General features: G+C 63.2%; 16 protein-coding genes. 8 read left to right on the forward strand and 8 right to left on the reverse strand.

Translation table 11 applies throughout. The features are described from left to right. Nucleotides 1–132: 132 nt before the first annotated feature. Entirely contained in the window at nucleotides 133–1,314 is a 1,182-nt protein-coding gene (locus tag AB7M33_RS15970; protein WP_454243109.1) for a YbfB/YjiJ family MFS transporter, read from the reverse strand. Between the two features lie 106 nt (nucleotides 1,315–1,420). Here AB7M33_RS15970 and ptrR point away from each other — a divergent pair, with 106 nt between their 5' ends. Then, complete coding sequence (ptrR, locus tag AB7M33_RS15975; RefSeq protein WP_265968464.1) at nucleotides 1,421–2,314, forward strand: putrescine utilization regulator PtrR; 894 nt, start codon at nucleotides 1,421–1,423, stop codon at nucleotides 2,312–2,314. 124 nt (nucleotides 2,315–2,438) lie between these two features. Beyond that, entirely contained in the window at nucleotides 2,439–2,567 is a 129-nt protein-coding gene (locus AB7M33_RS15980) for a PA1414 family protein (protein WP_256214945.1), read from the forward strand. Nucleotides 2,568–2,645: 78 nt separating this feature from the next. Here the strand turns inward: AB7M33_RS15980 and AB7M33_RS15985 are convergent, their stop codons facing one another. Next, on the reverse strand, nucleotides 2,646–4,025 hold the full coding sequence (locus AB7M33_RS15985) for a sodium:solute symporter (protein WP_454243110.1): 1,380 nt from the start codon (nucleotides 4,023–4,025) through the stop codon (nucleotides 2,646–2,648). 154 nt (nucleotides 4,026–4,179) lie between these two features. Further along, entirely contained in the window at nucleotides 4,180–5,130 is a 951-nt protein-coding gene (gene speB, locus AB7M33_RS15990; RefSeq protein ID WP_027593127.1) for an agmatinase, read from the reverse strand. A 224-nt stretch (nucleotides 5,131–5,354) separates the two neighbouring features. On the opposite strand from speB, the gene AB7M33_RS15995 reads away from it, so the two are divergent. The 3 genes from AB7M33_RS15995 to AB7M33_RS16005 all read left to right on the forward strand — a co-directional run bounded on the left by AB7M33_RS15995 (nucleotide 5,355) and on the right by AB7M33_RS16005 (nucleotide 8,625). Then, a complete protein-coding gene (locus AB7M33_RS15995; RefSeq protein ID WP_027593126.1) occupies nucleotides 5,355–6,248 on the forward strand; it encodes a LysR family transcriptional regulator in 894 nt (297 codons plus the stop codon). Between the two features lie 136 nt (nucleotides 6,249–6,384). Further along, the gene (locus AB7M33_RS16000) at nucleotides 6,385–7,950 is read left to right on the forward strand and encodes a methyl-accepting chemotaxis protein (protein WP_085272472.1); all 1,566 of its coding nucleotides are present in this window, start codon (nucleotides 6,385–6,387) and stop codon (nucleotides 7,948–7,950) included. Between the two features lie 75 nt (nucleotides 7,951–8,025). Continuing rightward, a complete protein-coding gene (locus AB7M33_RS16005) occupies nucleotides 8,026–8,625 on the forward strand; it encodes a tRNA-uridine aminocarboxypropyltransferase (protein ID WP_274885195.1) in 600 nt (199 codons plus the stop codon). Nucleotides 8,626–8,762: 137 nt separating this feature from the next. Here the strand turns inward: AB7M33_RS16005 and AB7M33_RS16010 are convergent, their stop codons facing one another. From AB7M33_RS16010 to AB7M33_RS16020, 3 genes are all read right to left on the reverse strand, one after another. Continuing rightward, nucleotides 8,763–10,136, reverse strand: coding sequence for a TolC family outer membrane protein (locus AB7M33_RS16010; protein ID WP_027593123.1), 1,374 nt, complete (start codon nucleotides 10,134–10,136; stop codon nucleotides 8,763–8,765). Between the two features lie 380 nt (nucleotides 10,137–10,516). After that, on the reverse strand, nucleotides 10,517–10,879 hold the full coding sequence (locus AB7M33_RS16015) for a YbaN family protein (RefSeq protein WP_085272474.1): 363 nt from the start codon (nucleotides 10,877–10,879) through the stop codon (nucleotides 10,517–10,519). Nucleotides 10,880–10,886: 7 nt separating this feature from the next. Further along, nucleotides 10,887–11,474, reverse strand: coding sequence for a YecA/YgfB family protein (locus AB7M33_RS16020; RefSeq protein ID WP_027593121.1), 588 nt, complete (start codon nucleotides 11,472–11,474; stop codon nucleotides 10,887–10,889). Between the two features lie 246 nt (nucleotides 11,475–11,720). Here AB7M33_RS16020 and recQ point away from each other — a divergent pair, with 246 nt between their 5' ends. Both recQ and AB7M33_RS16030 read left to right on the forward strand, forming a co-directional pair. Next, on the forward strand, nucleotides 11,721–13,865 hold the full coding sequence (recQ, locus tag AB7M33_RS16025) for a DNA helicase RecQ (protein WP_085272475.1): 2,145 nt from the start codon (nucleotides 11,721–11,723) through the stop codon (nucleotides 13,863–13,865). Nucleotides 13,866–14,015: 150 nt separating this feature from the next. Beyond that, a complete protein-coding gene (locus AB7M33_RS16030; RefSeq protein WP_027593119.1) occupies nucleotides 14,016–14,453 on the forward strand; it encodes a MarR family transcriptional regulator in 438 nt (145 codons plus the stop codon). A gap of 29 nt (nucleotides 14,454–14,482) precedes the next feature. Here the strand turns inward: AB7M33_RS16030 and AB7M33_RS16035 are convergent, their stop codons facing one another. Continuing rightward, nucleotides 14,483–16,669 carry a patatin-like phospholipase family protein gene (locus tag AB7M33_RS16035; protein ID WP_027593118.1) on the reverse strand — a complete coding sequence of 729 codons (2,187 nt, stop codon included), beginning with the start codon at nucleotides 16,667–16,669 and terminating at the stop codon, nucleotides 14,483–14,485. Between the two features lie 67 nt (nucleotides 16,670–16,736). Between AB7M33_RS16035 and AB7M33_RS16040 the strand changes: the two genes are divergently transcribed. Then, entirely contained in the window at nucleotides 16,737–17,018 is a 282-nt protein-coding gene (locus AB7M33_RS16040) for a SelT/SelW/SelH family protein (RefSeq protein ID WP_027593117.1), read from the forward strand. On the opposite strand, the gene AB7M33_RS16045 is transcribed toward AB7M33_RS16040, so the two are convergent. Beyond that, a complete protein-coding gene (locus AB7M33_RS16045) occupies nucleotides 17,019–17,909 on the reverse strand; it encodes a DMT family transporter (RefSeq protein WP_027593116.1) in 891 nt (296 codons plus the stop codon). Nucleotides 17,910–18,066: the final 157 nt, after the last annotated feature.

Here is an 18,066-nt window from a genome sequence, read left to right on the forward strand (position 1 = left end):
AGCCACTGCCCTAGGCTTCACTGACCGTCAACCGAAGCCCCTGTAGGAGCAGCCTTGCGCTGCGAAGAGGCCAGTGGCAGCAGCGAGCATCTACGTTGTTGCGACTGGCCTCTTCGCAGCGCAAGGCTGCTCCTACACGGATTGCGCGGTGGTTGAAGGGGCCGCCAGGCAGCTGGGGTTGGCATGGGCTGCAGTCAGCACCAACACCCCGGCCACTGCCAACCCGCTCGCAGCCAGCAGCAATGCCAACTCCAGGCTCCCCGAGTAGTGGTTGCTGACTGCCGCCAACAACGGCCCGCTGAGTTGCCCGAGCGCAAAGCACGCAGTGAGCAGCCCGGCATTACGCTGCGTCGCGTGTGGCGCCAGCTCCCGCGAACGCTGCATCACCAGCTGCATGCAGGCCAGGAACGGCGCGCCGCACAGCACCACACCCAACCCCAGGCCAAGGCCACCGCCCATCAGGCATGCCAGCACACCGAGCCCTTGCAACCACAGGGTGGCGGTCAGCCAGGCAGAGGTCCGGCCGGCCCGGCGCACGCTCACCAGCAGCACGCCCAGCGCGGCTGCCAGGCCAAAGGCCGGCCAGAACAGGTCGGCCATCCACTGGCCGCGAAACTGCTGGTTGGCCATCTGTGACAAGAAGGTGGCCGGCAGGATGTAACCCACGCCGTACAAGGCATAGACCAGCCCAAGGCGCGCAATCCCGGCATTACCTGCCTTGCGGGGCTGCGCAGTGGCCGGGTGCACCGTTTGCGCTTGCGCCTGGGGCAACCAGGGCCGTACGGCCAATAGCATCATCAGCGCCGCCACCGCGTAGATCAGCCACAGCGCTGCCGAACCCAGCCCCAGCCCATGCGCAACCAGTGCCAGCAGCCCGGTAACGGCGATCCCCAGGCCCGGCCCGGCAAACACCAAAGCGCCCAAGCGGGGTTGATGGTGTGCGTTGGCAACCTGCTGGCTGAGGCTGGTGATCATCACCAATACCCAGGCGCTGGCCACGCCGGTGCCGAAGCGCAACAGCAGGTGGCTCCAGAAGCCATCGGCGGCCCACGAGGCCAAGGTCAACAGCACGCACAGCCACAGGCCACCCTGCAGGCGCAGGCGTACCTGGTCAGGCTTGCGGGCGAACATGCCATCCACCGCACCGATGAAGTAACCCAGGTAATTGGCCGCCGCGACCAGCCCGGCGGCCGTGAGGTCGAACTGGCCTTCGGCGATCAGTTGCGGCAGTTGTGGGGTCAGGGCGAAGCGGCCGATGCCCATGGCCATCATCAGCGCCACGGCGCTGGCCAGCAGTTGTATACGGGGCGACATGGAAGGGCTCCTGCACGTTGGTAAGCGATGTATGGCAGGTTAGGCCGGTTTCATTTTCATTAAAATTGAATAATGATGATGAAGTTGTTCTGTTTTGGAGAAAGGTATGGAGTTCAGCCAACTGCGCATCTTCCAGGCGGTGGCCGAGGAAGGTTCAGTCACACGCGCCGCCGAGCGCCTGCATCGGGTGCCGTCGAACCTGTCGACGCGCCTGCGCCAGCTCGAAGAGCAATTGGGCGTGGAGCTGTTTCTGCGCGAGCGCCAGCGCCTGCAATTGTCGCCCGCGGGCAAGGTGCTGCTGGACTACGCCAATCGCTTGTCGGCGCTACGTGACGAGGCGATGGCGGCCGTGCAAGGTGGCCAGCCGGCGGGGGAGTTTGTGCTGGGCACCATGTACAGCACCGCAGCCACCCACCTGCCGGCGTTGTTGGCGCGTTATCACCAGGCGTACCCGGCGGTGAACCTGCAGGTGCGTGCAGCGCCCAGCGGTGAGCTGTTCGAGGGCTTGCTCAGCCATGGCCTGGACGCGGCCTTGGTGGATGGCCCGCCGAGCCTGGCAGGGCTGGACGGTGTGCCGCTGTGCGACGAACAGCTGGTGTTGATCACCAGCCCCGAACACCCGCCCGTGCACACGGCAAAAGACGTGGCAGGCAAGGCGGTGTTCACTTTCCGCCAAGGCTGCTCGTACCGAATGCGCCTGGAGGCCTGGTACGCCCACGCTCATACGCCGATGGGGCGGGTGATGGAGATCGAGTCGTACCAGAGCATGCTGGCCTGTGTGATTGCCGGCGCAGGTGTGGCCATGATGGCGCAGTCCATGCTCGACAGCCTGCCTGGGCGCGACCGGGTGCGGGTCCACCGGCTGCAGGCACCCTTCGATCAGGCGGTGACCTGGTTGATGTGGCGCCAGGGCATGCGCGGGGCAAATTTGCAGGCCTGGATCGATCTGCAACAAAGCGAAACGATTAACCAATCGTCGGAATGCGCCGTTCAGGCTTGATCCGCGTCAAAATGGCCCTTATCTCTAGGACCAGATGCATGCGCAATACAGGACATCGGGCTATGATCTGTATGAAACATCACTGGATTGATTGACCGTGAGGCTGACCCGTCAAGGGGGCACTATGAAGAAACCACTGTTCAACTGGCTCCACGACTTGGCTGTCGCACTGGGGTTGATTCCACCCCCCCTGCAGCCGGTGCCGATCCCGACTGATGAAGAGCAGCGCAAGCGCCAACCGCGTCGTCGCTGAAATGACAAAGGCCGCCGCATCATTGCTGATGCGGCGGCCTTTTTGTTGCGGTGAATCGTCTGTATGGCCTAGCGCGTATCAGGCCAGCTTGACTGCTGCCATCGATTTACGCGACATCAGGCTGACGGCGACAAAGCTCACCAGGCCAACTGTCAGGCTGTAGTAGATCGGCGTGTTGGCTTCCAGCCCGTCCTTGAACATGAACAGCAGCGCAGTAGCGAAGCCCAGCGACATGCTGGCGATGGCGCCTGCGGTGGTTGCGCGTTTCCAGAAGATCGCACCGATCAGCGGGATCAGCATGCCGCCGACCAGCAGGTTGTAGGCCAGGGTCAGGGCGTTGATCACATCGTTCACCACCAAGGCGATACCCAGTACCACCAGGCCGGTCAGCAGGGTGAACAGACGGCTGATGGCCAGGCTCGACTGCTTGCCGCCACGCAGCTTGGGCAGCAGGTCTTCAGTCAGGGTGGTGGACGCGGCCAGCAGGCCGGCGCTGGCAGTCGACATCATGGCCGCCAGGGCCGCCGCCATCAGCAGGCCACGAATGCCATCGGGCAGGGTGCTCTTGATCATCTCCGCAAAGGCATTGTTTGGGTTGGCCAGGTCGGGCATCAGTACGTGCGCGGCCATGCCGATCAGGGCGCAGGCCAGGCCGTACACCACGCAGTAAACGCCTGCGGTGGTACCGGCACGTTGGCAGACCTTCTCGTCACGGGCAGTGAATACGCGCTGCCAGATGTCTTGGCCGATGAGGATGCCGAAGAAGTAGATCAGGAAGTAGGTGATGATGGTGTCCCAACCGATAGTGGTCAGCTGGAAGCTGGCCGCAGGCAGTTTGGCCACCAGTGTGTCCCAGCCGCCGGCCTTGTACAGGCACACCGGCAACAGGATGAACATCAGGCCGACGGTCTTGATGACGAACTGGACGATGTCGGTCAGGGTCAGCGACCACATGCCACCGATGGTCGAGTACAGCACCACCACGCCGCCGCCGAGCATCAGCGACATCCAGAACGGCAACTCGAGCAGCACTTGCAGCACGGTCGCCATGGCCAGAGTCGAGGTCACGCCGATCATCAGCGCGTATGCCAGCATGATCGCCGCACTGGCCTGGCGTGCCATCGGGTTGTAGCGCCGCTCCAGAACCTGGGTCACGGTATAGATGCGCAGGCGCAGCAGCGGTTTGGCGAGGAACAGGTTGAGGGCGATGATGCCCAGGCCCAGGGCTGCGCACAGCCAGAAGCCAGAAATGCCGTGGACATAGCCCAGGCGCACAGTGCCGACGGTGGAGGCGCCGCCGAGTACGGTAGTGGCCATGGTGCCCATGTACAGGGTCGGGCCGAGGTTGCGTCCGGCCACCAGGTAGTCTTCCTGGGTTTTTGCCCGACGCATGCCATACCAGCCAAGCCCGAGCATGCCGGCGGTATAGATCATTACAACGATGATGTCCAAGGCCATTGGGGGTCTCCCGATTATCTTTATTATGGCGAGATCGACCGCACGGGCTTAGCGCCACCCGGCGGTCTAGTCTTGTGTTGGCGGGCCTCAGTGGCCCTCCCTCATGGCTCCTGCCGGGGTATTGCAGTCAAGCGGTGCCGTGCTATCGCCAGGATCAGCGACGCACGACGCCCGGCAGCACGCAGAGCATCTCGAACAGCAGGTTGGCGCCGAGCAGCGAGGTGTTGCCGGTGGTGTCGTAAGGCGGGGAGACTTCGACGAGGTCACAGCCGATCAGGTCCAGGCCGTGGCAGCCGCGAATGATCTCCATCGCTTGGATCGTGGTCAAGCCTCCAATTTCAGGCGTGCCGGTGCCAGGGGCCCAAGCGGGGTCGATACCGTCGATGTCGAACGACAGGTAAACCGGGCCGCCGCCGACTTTTTCACGGACTTCGGCCATCAGCGGTTCCAGCGATTTGTGCCAGCATTCCTCGGCCTGCACCACGCGGAAGCCCTGGCGACGGCTCCAGTTGAAGTCGTCGGCGGTGTAGCCCTGGGCGCGCAGGCCAATCTGCACCACGCGGTCACAGTCGAGAAGGCCTTCTTCCACGGCGCGGCGGAAGGTGGTGCCGTGGGCGATCTTCTCGCCGAACATGTGGTCGTTGACGTCAGCGTGGGCATCGATGTGCACCAGGCCGATCTTGCCGTGCTTTTTATGCAGGGCGCGCAGGATCGGCAGGGTGATGGTGTGGTCGCCGCCCAGGGTCATCGGGATAACGTTGTGCTCGACGATTTCGTCGTAGGCTTCTTCGATGATGCGCACGGCATCGAGCAGGTTGAAGGTGTTGATGGCCACGTCACCGATGTCGGCGACCGACAGCGAGTCGAATGGCGCAGCCCCGGTAGCCATGTTGTACGGGCGGATCATCACCGACTCGGCGCGGATCTGACGCGGGCCGAAGCGGGTGCCGGAGCGCAGCGAAGTGCCGATGTCCAGGGGCACGCCGATGAATGCGGCATCCAGGCCGGCGGCGCTTTGCAGGTGGGGGAGGCGGAGCATGGTGGCGATGCCGCCGAAACGCGGCATTTCGTTGCCGCCCAGTGGTTGGTGGAGAGTCTTGTCCACGGTGGGCCTCATCAGTCGGTCGATTGTTGTGTTTGTTCGAACCTGTGCCGCGGCGCGCCTGTGTAGTCTGGTTGTGCCGGCGGGCAGGACATTTCGGCCGAGTTTGCGCAAGGTAGTGCGTAGGAAGAATCGCTACCGGCAAATACTTACTTCAGGAATTTCTGAACTAATGCCCGCGCAACCGGTTAGACTTCACGCATTTACTGTTGCGGAACCGTTGCACCATGACCTCGACCCTGCCCGATCTGAAACTGCTACGCATCTTCGTCAGCGTGGTGCGTCACCAGGGCTTCGCCAACGCCCAGCGTGATTTGAACCTGTCGACGTCAGCCATCAGCACCTACATGAGCCAGCTGGAGGGCGGGTTGGGGATTGTGCTGTGTCACCGTGGTCGCGGCGGTTTCAGCCTCACCAGCAAGGGCGAGCTGTTTCATCAGGAGAGCCTGCGCCTGCTGGCCGAGCTGGATGGCTTTGAGCAATATGCCGCAGCCCTCAAGGGTGAACTGCGCGGCACGCTCAACCTGGGCGTGATCGACTCCACCGTGGGTGACCGTGCGCTGCCCCTGGCCGAAGCCATCGGCGCCTACAGCCAGGAGCACCCGGCGGTGCACTTGCACCTGTCGGTGTCCAGCCCGTACGAACTGCAATTGGGTGTACAGGACAACCGCCTCGACCTGGCCATCGGGGCGTTTTCTTCGCGCATGAGCGGCCTGGTTTACCAGCCGCTGTACCGTGAGCAGCACTGGCTGTACTGCAGCAGCCGCCATCCGTTGTTCAACGAGCGGCGCATCCCTGAGCAGGTGGTGACCCAGCAGCGTATGGTCGGGCGCGGCTACTGGAGCCAGGCAGAGCTGGCCCGGCATGGCTTCAAGCACAGTGCGGCGACGGTGGAAAGCATGGAGGCGCAGCTGATCCTGATTCTCTCCGGTGCCTACATTGGCTACCTGCCAGAGCATTACGCCCAGGCTTGGGTGGAGAAGGGCGATCTACGGGTGTTGTCGCCCTCTACCTTCGGCTATCAGGCGCCCTTTTCGTTGATCATTCGTCGTGGCCGCAGCCGCGAGCCGTTGATTCAGACGTTCCGCGACCTGCTTAAAAGCCAGCTCAACGTGGGCTGATACACAGCCTGTCCATGCATTCCGTCGGGACGGGCTCAATTCCTACAGAACATGACCGCTAACCTGATAGCGCTCTGCTAAACATCAACTTGCGCTGATGATTCCTCCCTATTTCATCCTGCAAGGATCGCCCAAGATGCGCATGAATTTGCCCGTCACTGAGCACGAAAGAACCTTCTCCAGCGATCAACGCCTGATCTCCACGACGGACCTCAACAGCCGCATCACCTACTGCAATGACGCCTTCGTGGCGATCAGCGGTTTTACCTACGACGAACTGGTCGGCCAGACCCACAACCTGGTGCGTCACCCCGACATGCCCCCAGCGGTGTTCGGGCACATGTGGGACACCATCAAGCAAGGCAAACCCTGGATGGGCGTGGTCAAGAACCGCGCCAAAAACGGCGATTACTATTGGGTCAGCGCTTACGTCACCCCGGTGTATGAGCAGGGCAGGGTCAGTGGCTATGAGTCGGTGCGTTCAGTGCCGACACGTGAGCAGATTCGCCGTGCCGAAGCGCTTTACGCGCGCTTGCGTGCCGGCCGTTCGCCGGTGTCGTGGGCGGCGCGGCTAGGGCATGAATTGGGGCACGGCTGGCCACTGATCGGCGCGGGCCTGCTGTCGGCGGCAAGCTACCTGTGGCTGCCGCCCTACGCTGCCCTGGGGGTGCTGATGAGCAGCCTGTTGCTGGCCTGGTACCTGGTCGAGCATCACCACAGCCAGGCCATTCGGCGCACACTTGGCGAGCACCCGAAAGCCTTCACCAGCCCGTTGGTGGCGTTGACCTACAGCGACAACCTGGGCCTGCAGGGCCAATTGGACATGGCCATCATCAGCGAAGAGGCCCGCTTGCAAACCGCCTTGACCCGCCTGGTGGACGCCGGCGTTGGGGTGAAGTCGCGGGCGGCGCAGTCGGCTGACCTGTCCGACGCCCAGGCGCAGATGCTTGACCGCCAGCGCAACGAAACCGACCAGTCCGCCACGGCCATCGCGCAGATGGCGGCGACTATCCAAGAGGTTACTCACAACGTGCAAAGCACCGCCCATGCAGCAGGCGATGCCGACCAGCTGGCGCAGCAAGGCAGTGAGTTGGCCCAGCAGAGTCTCAAGGCCATGGGCAGCATGAGCGATGCGGTCAACGACATCGGCCAGGCGGTCAACGCGTTGGCCGAGCAAACCCAGTCGATCGGTAGCGTAGTCGATACGATCACCTCGATTGCCGAGCAAACCAACCTGCTGGCGCTCAATGCCGCCATCGAAGCAGCGCGCGCCGGGGAGCAGGGGCGCGGCTTTGCCGTGGTGGCCGATGAGGTCCGCTCTTTGGCCCAGCGCACCCGTGCCTCGACCGAGGAGATCCATCAGATCATCGCCTCGTTGCGGGCAGGGGCAGAGCGGGCAGTGAGCACGGCCAGCCGCGGCGAGCAGATTTCGCGCGACAGCGTACACAGTGTCGAAGCGGTGCAAGCGGCGTTGACCGGTATCGCCCAGGCGGTCAGCCGGATTACCGGCATGAGCCAGCAGATGGCGACGGCTTCTGAGCAGCAAAGCCATGTTGCCGAGGATATCAACCAGCAGATCGTGAGGATTGCACAGCTGTGTGATCAGAGCGCCGGGCAGGCCAGGCAAGGGGCGGAAATCAGCCAGGACCTGGAGCGTATGGCGGAGTATCTGCATAGCTTGGCGGAGCGTTTCAACCGCTGACGTTCAGCGTATCCCACAAGGAAGTGGGGCTTTTCTGCAGGGCTATGGCACACTGCGCCCGGTAAGGAGAAGCCGATGCCCAGACCCCGCTGCGAGCGCTGCCAGCGCCCGCTCGACCACTGCCTTTGCCCACTGATACCCTCGCTCGACAGCCGCACCCGCGTGGTTCTGCTGCAGCACCCCAGTGAAAGCGCGCACGCCCTGAATACCGCCCGCCTGGCCGCCCTTGGCCTGGTCAATGCCGAATTGCGCGTTGGCGAGGTGTTCGAAGACCTCGTTGAATTGCTGCAGACACCAGGCTACCGGCCGGCGCTGCTGTTCCCGGGTGAGCATGCCCAGGTGCTGACGGCTTATGGTGAGGGGGATGACAGGCCCTTGCTGTTGATCGTGCCCGACGGTACCTGGCGCAAGGCACGCAAGCTGCTGTACCTGAATCCGTTGCTGGAGGCCTTGCCGCGTGTGACGCTGGGGGCGGTCGCGCCTTCGCGCTATCGGTTGCGCAAGGCGCCGGAGCCGGGGGCATTGTCGACCCTCGAGGCGGTGGTCGAGGCGCTGAACGTGCTGGAGCAGCCAGCCCGGTTCGATGCACTGCTCAAACCGTTCGAGGCGCTGATCGAGGGGCAGATCAAGGCCATGGGGGCCGAGACGTTCCAGCGCAATCACGGCACCCCATAAACGTGTAGGAGCAGCCTTGCGCTGCGAAGAGGCCGGTGAAAACGCAGTTAATCCTGGTTGTTTTCACCGGCCTCTTCGCAGCGCAAGGCTGCTCCTACACGCGTATCAGCCAACAGTCAGGTTGCCCCGACTGTTGATCAACGCATCTCAGGCAGCTGTGCGTCGGTCTTCACCTCATTGCTGGCGATGGCTTCTGGCGGCAGCGAAATACGCTGCTTGCTCAACAGCTCACCCATGGTTGCCAACACGCGGTACATCGAGAACTCCTCGGTGTAACGCACTTCGGTGTAACGACGGTCGGCGTTGTAGAGCTCGTTCTCACTGTCGAGCACGTCGAGCAGGGTACGTTGGCCAAGGCCGAACTGATCCTGGTAAGCCGCGCGCACGCGCTTGGTGGTTTCGGCGTATTCACGCGCAGTCGGGGTCTGCTTGCGCGCGTTGTTCATGGCGTTCCAGGCCAGGCTCAGGTTCTCGGTCAGCTCGCGCAGCGCGTTGTTGCGGATGTCCAGGGCCTGGTTGATCTTGTGGGCATCGGACTGCAGGCGGGCCTTGTCGCTGCCGCCGCGGAACACGTTGTAGTTCAGCTCGACACCAGCCTGCCAATCGTTGTTGCTGTGGCCCTTCTCACCGCCAAGGTTGTTGTTGGCACCCGTGGCCAGCACAGCGTCCAGGCGTGGGTAGAAGGTCGACTTGGCCACTTCGTACTGCCGCTCGGCCGCATTGACGTCGGCCTGGGCGGACTTGATGTAAGGGTTGTTCTGGCGCATGCCTTCCCGGGCATCGTCGAGGGTGCCAGGAATTTCAACCTTGATCGATTGCGGCCCTTCCAGTTCATCGGGGTGTTTGCCGATGACGCTGAAGAAGTTGGCCTCGGCATCGGCCAGGTCGACTTCGGCGGTGTCCAGGTTGTTTTCCGCCAAGGCACGGCGGGCGCGGGACTGATCGAGGTCGGCGGTGCTGCCGACACCGCGCTCAGTGCGCAGGCCGATCTGGTCGTTTACCCGCAGGTGGGCTTGCAGGTTGTTCTTGGCCAGCGTCACCAGCTCACGGCGCTTGAGCACTTCGAGGTAAACCTCCACTGCGCGCAGGGCAACATCCTGGGCGACCGCCTGGGTGTAGTAGGCGCGGGAGGTGGCGACCGCTTCGGTGCGGCCTACTTCGTTCGAGGTGTTGAAGCCATCGAACAGCATCTGCCGCAGGCGCAGCTCAGACTGGGTGTAGCTGAGGGTGGCCTTGTCATGGTTGCGCGTACCGTCGGGGTTGGTGCCGCGGGTATTGAGGTTGTCCGAACGCTGGCGGCCATAGCCTGCGACCAGGTCAACGGAAGGGTAGTAGCCGCCACGCGCGAATTTCACGTCTTCATCGGCAGACAGCTTGCTGTTGCGGTTGGAGCTGATCTGCGGATGGTAGTCCACGGCGCTCTGAACAGCCTCGGTAATCGACATCGCCTGTACGTTGGCACACGCCATTGCCAACAGTAATGCACTGGTGATGGGGGTCAAAACGCGCATGGGTACCTCTCCCTGATCCTAAAATAAGTCCTGCTGGTCGCCAAAAAAATGACGATATAGTTATCATGCAAATCGTTTCAGGTTTTTAACAACAGAGCTAAGAACATTCAATCAAAGTGATAAGAAGATTTTCTCATAACAGATATTGATAATTGACTTATCCGGTCTAAGAGGGCGCGGGCGACGCTTAAGGACCACCGAAATCAAAGCGGCCGAAAGTCTCGTTTTTCAAGGTTTACAGCGAGTTCCAGAACTTTTGCAGCTAAAAAAAAGGCTGGATAGGCGAAATAGATATTTGGCGACAAAAAAATGACGCGTAAGGATTTAGGCCCGCTATGTGGTCACCAAGAGGGTGCTATTACTGGCGCACGCAGCATTGATCACTGCTTGCGCAGCGTCTTTTGCTTGAGGATATATAGACTGACCAGCACCGCGCTGGTGAGCATGAACGCTCTAGCCCAGAACAGCGGTACCAAGTAGCACGACAGGCCAATGCTGGCCCACATCAGGCTGATGGCGTAGACCTTGCCTTTTAGCGGTATGCCTTCGCCACTGAGGTAATCACGGATCCACGGCCCGAGCTTCGGGTGATGGACCAGCCAGTAGTGAAAGCGGGGCGAGCTGCGCGCGAAACACGCCGCCGCCAGTAGCAGAAAAGGGGTGGTGGGCAACACCGGCAGGAATATCCCCAGCACCCCCAGCGCAACGCTGAGCCAGCCAACGGCCAGCAGCAGGTAGCGCACAGCCGACTCAGTGATGGCGTGGCTTGAGCAGCGCCGGCTTCTCATCAGGAGCGTGCAGCAGCAGGAACAGCGCGCTGAGTGCTTCCGGGATCTGCACGATCATGTCGTCCTGCAGGTTGGCATTGCTGGCGATGTCGGCGAACTCTGGTTGCTCGTCGAACAGGCCCGAACCGACCATGATCGGCAGCAGCATCTCGCTGACTTCTTCTTCAGCGTTCTCGAACCAGGCCTCTTCACGCAGGAACACGCCCTCCATGAAGCCGATGCACCAGCCGCGCAGGTCGGAATCGTCCGGCTCGTCGGTCAGGTCCAGGTCGCATGGCAGGTCGAATTCTTCGTCGCTGGCCAGTTGACGCGCGATGTGCGCCTTCAGTGCCACCAGGGTCGCTTCGATCTCGGTGCGCTGGGCATCGCTGGCGTAGTGGGGTTCTTCGGCGAACAGGGCGTCGATCCACTCGCGCTCAGGTACGTCCTCGGCATTGATCGACAGGGCCGTGAGGTAGCCGTGAGCGGCGACGTAGTCCAGCGCTTCTTCGTGCAGCTCGTCGGCGTCGAGGAAGGCTTGCAGGCGGGTGAGTTGCTCGGCGAAGGACATTACAGGGCTACCTTGGGGAATAAACGATACCGAATTCTAGCACCTTGCAGCGTTGGCGGGGCAAAGGGAACGTCTGTCACAGCGGCACCCTGCGTGGGTTAGCACTGGGGTATAATCCGCGATTTTTCATCCAGGGGCGGTCTTTGTCGGCCGTCTGGTAAAAACCGCTTACGCATTCGGCGTGTGCGGGGCGGGTTTTTCGTCCAGCCTGTCTCCAGGATGGTACGGCGATTTGTGGAGTTGCACATGCTCGAACAGGCTCAGCGCGTTCTCAAGGATATCTTCGGCTACGACAGTTTCCGTGGGCGCCAGGCAGCAATCATCGAATGCGTGGCCAACGGCGGCGATGCGCTGGTACTGATGCCCACCGGCGGCGGCAAGTCGCTGTGCTTCCAGGTGCCGGGGCTGCTGCGCCCAGGCCTGACCGTGGTGGTTTCGCCGCTGATTGCGTTGATGGACGACCAGGTCGCCACGCTCGACGAGCTTGGCGTGGCCGCGGCCGCACTCAACTCGACGCTGAGCGCCGAGCAGCAACGTGAGCTGGCCGGGCGCATGCGCCGCGGTGAGCTGAAGATGCTGTACCTGGCGCCTGAACGTCTGGTTCAGCCGCGCATGCTCGACTTCCTGCGCGACCTGGACATCTCGTTGTTCGCCATCGACGAGGCCCACTGCGTGTCGCAATGGGGCCACGACTTCCGTCCGGAATACCTGCAGTTGGGCCAACTGGCCGAGCTGTTCCCGCATGTGCCGCGCATCGCCCTGACCGCCACCGCCGACATGCGCACCCGCGAAGAGATCGTCCAGCGCCTGCACCTGCAGGGCGCCGAGCGTTTTCTTTCCAGTTTCGACCGGCCCAACATCTTCTACCGCATCGTGCCCAAGGAGGCGCCGCGCAAGCAGCTGATGGCCTTCCTCGGCGAGCGTCGCGGCAACGCAGGCATCGTCTACTGCCTATCGCGCAAGAAGGTCGACGAGACCGCTGCCTTCCTCTGCGACCAGGGCTTCCCGGCGCTGCCGTATCACGCCGGCCTGGCTGCCGAAACGCGATCCGCCAACCAGCACCGCTTCCTAAACGAGGAAGGCTTGATCATGGTCGCCACCATTGCCTTCGGCATGGGCATCGACAAGCCCAACGTGCGCTTTGTCGCCCACCTCGACCTGCCCAAGTCGCTTGAGGCCTATTACCAGGAGACCGGCCGTGCCGGCCGTGATGGCTTGCCGTCCGATGCCTGGATGGCCTACGGCCTGCAGGACATGGTGATGCTCAAGCAGATGCTGCAAAACTCCGAGGGCGACGAGCGCCACAAGCGCGTCGAGCAGCACAAGCTCGATGCCATGCTGGCCCTGTGTGAAGAAACCCGCTGCCGCCGCCAGTCGTTGCTGGCCTACTTCGACGAAACCTTGGAGCAGCCCTGCGGGCATTGCGACAACTGCATCGACCAAGTGCAGACCTGGGACGCCACCGAACCTGCCCGCCAGGCGCTGTCGGCCGTATTCCGTACCGGCCAGCGCTATGGTGTCGGGCACCTGGTGGACGTGCTGCTGGGCAAGGACACCGAGAAAGTGCGCAATTTCGGCCACGAAAAGCTTTCGGTGTTCGGTGTCGGCAAGTCGCTGGCCGAGGTCGAGTGGCGTTCGTTGTTCCGCCAGCTGGTCGCGCGCGGCCTGGTAGATATCGACCTTGAAGGCTACGGGGGGCTGCGCCTTTCCGACAGCTGCCGGCCGCTGTTGCGCGGCGAGGTGACCTTGCAACTGCGCCGCGACCTCAAGCCGCAGACGGTGGCAAAAAGCGCTGGCAGCGGCGGCAGCCCGGCCAGCCAGTTGGTGCGTGCCGAAGAACGCGAGCTGTGGGAGGCGCTGCGTACCCTGCGGCGCAAGCTGGCCGAGGAGCACAGCGTGCCGCCTTACGTCATCTTCCCCGATTCGACGCTGCTCGAAATGCTGCGCAGCCAGCCCGCCAGCCTCAGCGACATGGCCCAGGTCAGCGGCGTGGGTGCGCGCAAGCTGGAGCGCTACGGTCAGGCCTTCCTGGAGGTGCTCAACAACAGCGGTGGCACCGATGAGGCGCCCAAGGTGGTGCTCGACCTGCGCCACGAGCTGGTCAGCCTGGCGCGCGCGGGCATGACCCCCGCGCAGATCGCCGGCCAGCTCAATTGCAGCGAAAAGAACGTGTACAGCCTGCTGGCCGAGGCCATCGGCCGCCAGGAACTGAGCCTCGATCAGGCCCTCGACCTGCCGGAAGACCTGATGATGGAGGTGCAGGACGCCTTCCTCGACGGCGAAGGCGAGCTGCCGCCGGTGTCGACTATCGCGCCCTTGTTCGGGCCACGGGTACCGGAGGGGGTGCTGTATTGCATACGCGCAGCATTGGCCGCGGAGTTCGACGTTTAACAGCCAGCAGGTTCGAGGCCAGAACCGCCAACTGCTGACCTTTGTCATGCTTTTTGACGATTATCGAACACTGGCAAGCGCCCGAGCCTTGCCACGTGGTCCGGGGCATGGTTAGCTGCCTAATAATTAGATCTATTCAATGAGTTGCTTATGCCCCTGACCGACAACCAACACCGCTTCGGCATGCAGCTGGCCCAGATGTCCCGGGGCTGGCGTGCCGAGTTGGACCGCCGCCTGGCCGGGTTAAACCTGTCCCAGGCGCGCTGGCTGGTGTTGCTGCACCTGGCCCGTTTCGAAGAAGCACCGACCCAGCGTGAGCTGGCCCAGAGTGTGGGTGTCGAAGGCCCGACCCTGGCGCGCTTGCTCGACAGCCTGGAGGCGCAGGGCTTGGTGCGCAGGCAGGCAGTGCTTGAAGACCGGCGGGCGAAGAAGATTTTGCTGTGCCCACCGGCCAAGCCGCTGATCGAACAGATCGAGACCATTGCCAACGCGCTGCGGGTAGAGCTGTTCACCGGGGTGGATGAGGCGGACCTGGAAGTGTGCATGCGGGTGCATGCGAAGATTCTGGGTAACCTCGAAAAATCCTGATTTCGGGGGCCGGATACGGCCCCATTGATTCAGAAGGTATGCCCCAAGTTCAGGTACACCGCCTGCTCATGCGCACTGTTGGCCCCATAGCTCAGGTTCAACGGCCCCAACGGTGTCTCCAGCCCCAGGAAGATACTCGCCGCATTGATGTAGCCACTGTCGAATTCATTGTCGTTGTTCCACGCCCGCCCACGCTCCAGTGAGCCGCCGATGTACAACGGGAAGTCCAGCGGCACGTAGGCCCGTGGCGTCAGGCGGCGGTAATAGACCATGCGCAGCAAGCTGATGTTCTGCCCCGACACCGAGTCCTGGCGGAACCCTGACAGCTCCCGCGCGCCGCCCATCACGAAGCTTGAGGTCACCACCTCGGCATCATCCAGCGTGCGCCCGTAGCGCCCGCCCAGCACCCAGGTATTCGGGCCACTGCTGATGGCCTTGTCCAGGTTGAACAGCCACTGGCGGTAGTCCTGGTCGGAGTCGAGCGATTTGTCATACTTGCGCAAGGTCAGGCCGATGTCTTCGCCGCTGTGCGGGAAGTACACGTTGTCGAGGGTATCGAACGAGTACTTGAGCTCGTAGAACCCTTCATTGAAGCTGACCTTGGGCAGGTCCTGGTCACCGATACGCACTTCGGCTTCCCCCCAGGCCTTGCCCGCGCCAAGGCGCACTTCGCCATAGGTGCCGATCTGCCGGCCGAGGTTGAGGCCAAAACCATAGCGTTCCAGGCGGTACTCGGCGATCGGATCATTGTCCAGGGTCGCCTCGATGTTGCGCGAGCCTATGTCCAGGTAGGGCGCGACGAAGTAGCGCGAGCCCACATCCAGCGGCTGATAGAACTCGCTGTAAAGCTCTTGCTGGTCGCCGATCTGGGCGCGGGTCAGCCATTCGGCGCCCAGGCTGTTGATGCCGTTGACCCGGTAGCTGGCGCCGAGGTTGAAGGCGCTGTCGCCGCGCAGGTCATCCGACAGGTTCAGGCCGAGGCGCAGGTAGTCGGTGCCACCGCGCCTGCCGCGGGCATTGATCACCAAGGTGTTGTCAGCGCCTTTGTGCACCACGCGGTACTGCACCCGGTCGAAGTAGTCCAGGCCATACAGCGTGCCCATGTCGGTCTGCAGGCGGTCGAGCTCCAGCGGCGCATCGATCGGCTGGCGGATATAGGAGCGGATCACGTCATCGCTGACCTTGGAGTCGTTTTCCACCCGGATCGCAGTGATCACCGGCGTGCGTTGACGCGGCGAGCGGGCAACGGCCAGGCTGCTGTCGCCCTCGGGCTGGCGCAACGCGGCCAGGCGCGGGTCGAGCAGGCGGGTGGCGCGGTAGCCGGCTTCGATCATCTCGCGGGCGCGGCCGAAGTCGGTCACGCCAAACGCGGCCAGCGTCGGCTGGATCAGGATGTCGTCGCGGTGCAGGCTGGCCAATTGTTCTTCAGAGTTGCGCCGGGTCATCAGAGTGATCGACTGGTTCAGCACATCGACCACCGTGGCCAGTTGCTTGCGGTCACGCAGCGGCGTACCGATGTCGACCACGATGGCCAGGTCCACACCCATGTCTCGGGCCACATCCAGCGGGATGTTGTCGACCATGCCGCCATCTACCAGCAAGCGGCCATCCAGCTCGACCGGGGCGAACACTGCGGGGATCGACATGCTGGCGCGGATCACCTGGGGCAGGTGGCCGCGGCGGAATACCACCTTTTCGCCGCTGGCGATATCGGTGGCCACCGCCCGGAAGGGGATGGGCAGTTTGTCGAAATCGCGGGTGTCGGCGGTATGGGCCAGCTTGCTTTCCAGCAGCAGCGCCAGGTTTTGGCCCTGGATCACGCCCAGCGGCAGGCCCAGGCTGCCGTCGTCGCGAAAGCTTAGCTTCTGCTTGACCAGAAAATCACGGTCGTCCTGCTTGCGCCGGAACGGCACGTCCTTGCGCGGTGGCGCATCCGACAAGGCCTGTTGCCAGTCCAGGGTAGTGGCCAGCTTCTCCAGTTCTTCGACGCTGTAACCCGAGGCGTACAGCCCGCCGATCACCGCCCCCATGCTGGTGCCCGCGATGGCGTCGATGTGCACGCCTTGTTCCTCCAGGGCCTTGAGCACGCCGATATGGGCAAGGCCCCGGGCAGCGCCGCCAGAGAGCACCAGGCCAACCTTGGGCCGTACCTGCTCGGCGGCATTGACCGTGGCAGCAACCAGCATCAGCAAAAAACAGAACAGCAAACGGCGCATCGTGAGTCTCAAACCGTGGGCAAAAGACCGCTAGTATAAGCGGCCCCTTACCTGGAGATGCTTCGCAATGGCCATCAGCAAGCCTGAAATCGTCATCACGTATTGCACGCAGTGCCAATGGCTGCTGCGCGCCGCCTGGCTGGCCCAGGAACTGCTCAGCACCTTTGCTGACGACCTTGGCCGGGTGGCGCTGGAGCCGGGTACCGGTGGCATCTTCCGCATCACCTGTGATGGCGTGCAGATTTGGGAGCGCAAGGCCGACGGTGGGTTCCCGGAGGCCAAGGTGCTCAAGCAGCGGGTGCGTGACCAGATCGACCCGCAGCGCGACCTGGGCCACAACGATCGCTGATCAGGCCCCTTCGGCCAGCGGCCGTGGCTTTACGGGTTGTTCGGCGGCCAGGCGGCTGGACAGCACGATGGCGAAAATGATCAGCGCGCCACCCAGCAGCATGCGCACGGTGGGCGTTTCGGCGAACACGGCCCAGGCCACCGCGATGCCGTAGACCGGCTCCATGCCGAACACCACGGCAGCCGTGCGCGCCTTGATCACAGCCAGGCTGGCGACAAACAGGCTGTGGGCCACGCCCGTGCAGAAGACGCCGAGCAGGGCGATCCACAACCAGTCCATCGGCGTCACCGCGCCCAGCCCGGGTGCTGCGAACGGCAACAGGCACAGGCTGACCACCAGGTTTTGCCACAGTGCTGCCTGCACGGCGGGCAAGCGGCCGGAGCCGGCGCGGTTGGTCAGCGACAGCAACGAGAACAACAGCCCCGACAGCAGCGCCCAGAGCAGGCCGCCAGTGGCCTCGCTGGCCAGGTCGAAGGCCGGTGTGACCAGCACCAGGCCGATGCTCACCAGCAGCACCAGCACGGCTTCGTTGCGGCGGATGCGTTCGCGGAACAGCAGGCCTTCGAGGATCACGGTAAAGGCTGGGAAGCTGGCGAAGCCCAGGGTGGCGATGGCCACGCCGCCCACCTTGACGGCGATGAAGAAGCTGACCCAGTGCCCCGCCAGCAGCACGCCGCCGAGCAGCAGGCGGCGCACATCCTGGCCACTGAGCCGGTGCCAGCCTTGGCGGGCAAAACTGGCGAACAGGGCCAGGGCCAGGACTGCAAAAACGGCGCGGCCGAAAACGATGATGGCCGGGCTGGCGCTGGCGGCCAGCTTGCCGAAGACGCCGGTAAGGCCGAAGAACAGCGCGCCAATGTGCAGGGCGCCTAGGGCTGTGCGGTGGTTCATGGTGGTCCTTGAGCAAGAGTATGTCAGTACTGGCCCTTTCGCGGGGCAAGCCCGCTCCCACAGGTACGGCACAACCCCCGAAGCATGTGGGAGCGGGCTTGCCCCGCGAAAGGGCCAGTGCAGGCACAGTGTAGGTCTTCAGGCAAACCCGTTCTGT

Source organism: Pseudomonas sp. Y3 TE3536 (assembly GCF_053629175.1).

Excerpts from the sequence above, each read along its gene's own strand:
- AB7M33_RS16040 (WP_027593117.1), top strand. The coding sequence starts at position 16,737 with ATGGCCATCAGCAAGCCTGAAATCGTCATCACGTATTGCACGCAGTGC.
- recQ (WP_085272475.1), top strand. The coding sequence starts at position 11,721 with ATGCTCGAACAGGCTCAGCGCGTTCTCAAGGATATCTTCGGCTACGAC.
- AB7M33_RS16010 (WP_027593123.1), bottom strand. The coding sequence starts at position 10,136 with ATGCGCGTTTTGACCCCCATCACCAGTGCATTACTGTTGGCAATGGCG.
- AB7M33_RS16020 (WP_027593121.1), bottom strand. The coding sequence starts at position 11,474 with ATGTCCTTCGCCGAGCAACTCACCCGCCTGCAAGCCTTCCTCGACGCC.
- AB7M33_RS15970 (WP_454243109.1), bottom strand. The coding sequence starts at position 1,314 with ATGTCGCCCCGTATACAACTGCTGGCCAGCGCCGTGGCGCTGATGATG.
- AB7M33_RS16035 (WP_027593118.1), bottom strand. The coding sequence starts at position 16,669 with ATGCGCCGTTTGCTGTTCTGTTTTTTGCTGATGCTGGTTGCTGCCACG.
- AB7M33_RS16005 (WP_274885195.1), top strand. The coding sequence starts at position 8,026 with ATGCCCAGACCCCGCTGCGAGCGCTGCCAGCGCCCGCTCGACCACTGC.
- AB7M33_RS16030 (WP_027593119.1), top strand. The coding sequence starts at position 14,016 with ATGCCCCTGACCGACAACCAACACCGCTTCGGCATGCAGCTGGCCCAG.
- ptrR (WP_265968464.1), top strand. The coding sequence starts at position 1,421 with ATGGAGTTCAGCCAACTGCGCATCTTCCAGGCGGTGGCCGAGGAAGGT.
- AB7M33_RS15995 (WP_027593126.1), top strand. The coding sequence starts at position 5,355 with ATGACCTCGACCCTGCCCGATCTGAAACTGCTACGCATCTTCGTCAGC.
- AB7M33_RS16000 (WP_085272472.1), top strand. The coding sequence starts at position 6,385 with ATGCGCATGAATTTGCCCGTCACTGAGCACGAAAGAACCTTCTCCAGC.
- AB7M33_RS15985 (WP_454243110.1), bottom strand. The coding sequence starts at position 4,025 with ATGGCCTTGGACATCATCGTTGTAATGATCTATACCGCCGGCATGCTC.
- AB7M33_RS16045 (WP_027593116.1), bottom strand. The coding sequence starts at position 17,909 with ATGAACCACCGCACAGCCCTAGGCGCCCTGCACATTGGCGCGCTGTTC.
- AB7M33_RS15980 (WP_256214945.1), top strand. The coding sequence starts at position 2,439 with ATGAAGAAACCACTGTTCAACTGGCTCCACGACTTGGCTGTCGCACTG.